This window comes from Allgaiera indica (genome assembly GCF_900106675.1).
Taxonomy (GTDB): Bacteria; Pseudomonadota; Alphaproteobacteria; order Rhodobacterales; family Rhodobacteraceae; genus Acidimangrovimonas; species Acidimangrovimonas indica.
The window spans coordinates 1-2,120 of sequence record NZ_FNOB01000065.1; the positions used below are offsets into that span (position 1 = coordinate 1).

At 65.6% G+C, this 2,120-nt stretch carries 2 protein-coding genes and 1 pseudogene; 2 read left to right on the forward strand and 1 reads right to left on the reverse strand.

Annotated elements, in window-relative coordinates; genetic code table 11:
* The first annotated feature begins 31 nt into the window (after window positions 1-31).
* Together BLV97_RS20550 and BLV97_RS20560 are read left to right on the forward strand one after the other, a co-directional pair.
* Window positions 32-547, forward strand: a complete 516-nt coding sequence (locus BLV97_RS20550) for a hypothetical protein (RefSeq protein WP_143037609.1) — start codon at window positions 32-34, stop codon at window positions 545-547.
* Window positions 548-812: 265 nt separating this feature from the next.
* Window positions 813-1,001: pseudogene (locus BLV97_RS20560) on the forward strand (transposase); the annotation flags it as partial.
* 73 nt (window positions 1,002-1,074) lie between these two features.
* On the opposite strand, the gene BLV97_RS20565 reads toward BLV97_RS20560, so the two are convergent.
* The coding region (locus tag BLV97_RS20565; RefSeq protein WP_092164239.1) for a tartrate dehydrogenase at window positions 1,075-2,120 on the reverse strand (1,046 nt) is incomplete at its 5' end.

The following is a 2,120-nucleotide window of genomic DNA, read 5'->3' on the forward strand; positions in this document are numbered from 1 at the left end:
GGTCTGGTAGGTCAGGGGTGTCGGCTCGCTCATGCCACCCGGCTATCAGCCTGGATTCAAAAATGAGCCCCCTCAGGGAATTGTGCAACAGAGCCGATTTACACCTGAAACCCTGCTGGAAAACCTTCTGGCTGCTGAGCCGCGCCCGACGTCTGAGGCCCCGAGAGACAGCCGCGGTCTCTACGGTCTCGTCGATCATGAAGGACGGCTTCGCTACATCGGATCGACCAGTTCCGCGAACGAGACGCTCTACAAGCGCATCCACCAGCGGCATCGCACCGGTTCGGAGAACACCAGCCATTACTTTTCCTACCTCTACAACTCTGGTCGCATGTGGCGGGACCGGGCTGACGCGGCAAACAAAGCCGGCGGGGATATCGCGAAGCGCCTAAGGAATGCTTTCATTGAGGATCACGGCAAGGCCGTCTGGGTGGTGCAGGATGATGAGGGCATCTTCGCGCTCGAAGCGGCAGTCCTGAAGAACGCCCCCGCACGTGCCACCGCTTGGAATTATCAGGGGACGGAACCCTACGAGGAGCCCGTCTAGTTGGTAGACGTCACGATCCGCCGTCTCGGGCTGGGCGATGCGGAACTCGCCGCTCTTGATCGCCAGCGGTGCCGCTCCTGCAGCATCACGATCGGGCCGGTCCCCGCAGCTCCCACAAGTCCTTTGGTTCCCGCCTTACCAAAAGGGCCCTTCCGATTTGTCGCGCTCGATGTCGAAAACGCCAACAACGACCGTGGCAGGATTTGTCAGATTGGGGTGGCCTGCGTTCGCCAGGACAACAGCATTGAAACCTGGATAAGCTAGGGTCCCGGGCCGGAAACCCCACAGCAAGCCCGTCAAATACGACAAGCGCCGCTACAAACGCCGCAACCGCATCGAGATCATGTTCGGGCGATTGAAGGACTGGCGCAGAGTTGCCACGCACTACGACAGGTGCCCAAAGGTCCTCCTTTCAGCCGTAGCACTCGCCGCAACCGTGATGTTCTGGCTATGAGACGAGAACGTGTCCTAACCCTAAGGTCGCCTGCGACGCGCGCCAAACTGCTGCCCGATCCTCCGCCCTCTTGTCAGTCGTTGCGGCCGCGCAGGGCCTTTAGCACCGCACCGACGACGTCACGCGTCGTGGCTCGGCCACCCAGGTCGGGGGTGTGACAGGCGGGATCGGCGGTGACCGCCTCGACCGCGCCGATCAGGCGGCGCGCGGCGTCACCCTCTCCCAGATGCTCCAGCATCATCGCCGCCGACCAGAAGATCCCCACCGGATTGGCAATCCCCTTGCCCGCGATGTCGAAGGCCGAGCCGTGGATCGGCTCGAACATCGAGGGTGCCGCGCGCTCGGGGTTCAGGTTCGCCGTCGGCGCGATGCCGATCGAGCCCGCCAGCGCCGCCGCCAGGTCCGACAGGATGTCGGCATGCAGATTGGTCGCGACAATCGTGTCGAGCGAGGCGGGCTTCATCACCATCCGCACCGTCATCGCGTCGACCAGCATCCTGTCCCAGGTCACATCCGGGAAGTCGCGCGCGACCTCTGCCGCGATCTCGTCCCAGAGCACCATGCCATGCCGCTGCGCGTTCGACTTCGTCACCACCGTAAGCCGCTTGCGCGGCCGCGACCGGGCCAGGTCGAAGGCAAAGCGCAGGATCCGCTCCACCCCCGCACGGGTGAAGACCGAGACATCGGTGGCCACCTCGATCGGCAGGCCGGGGTGCGTGCGCCCGCCCTGCCCGGCATATTCGCCCTCGGAATTCTCGCGCACGATGACCCAGTCCAGTTCCGCCGCCCCGACCCCGCGCAGCGGGCTGGAGATGCCCGGCAACACCCGCGTCGGCCGCACGTTCGCGTATTGGTCGAGCCCCTGGCAGATCGCCAGCCGCAGCCCCCAGAGGGTGATATGATCCGGCACATCCGGCGCCCCCACCGCGCCGAAGAGGATCGCGTCGAAGCCGCGCAGCCGCGCCACGCCGTCCGCGGGCATGAAGGCGCCCTCGGCCTTGTAGCGCGCCGTGCCCCAGTCGAAGCCCGTGACGTCGAGCGCAAAGCCGCCGTCACGCGCCGCCACCGCCTCCAGCACCTCGAGGCCCGCGGCCACCACCTCTGTGCCGATTCCGTCGC

What these genes read in the sequence shown, in the direction of transcription:
- BLV97_RS20550 (WP_143037609.1), top strand. Translation starts at nt 32, where the DNA reads ATGCCACCCGGCTATCAGCCTGGATTCAAAAATGAGCCCCCTCAGGGA.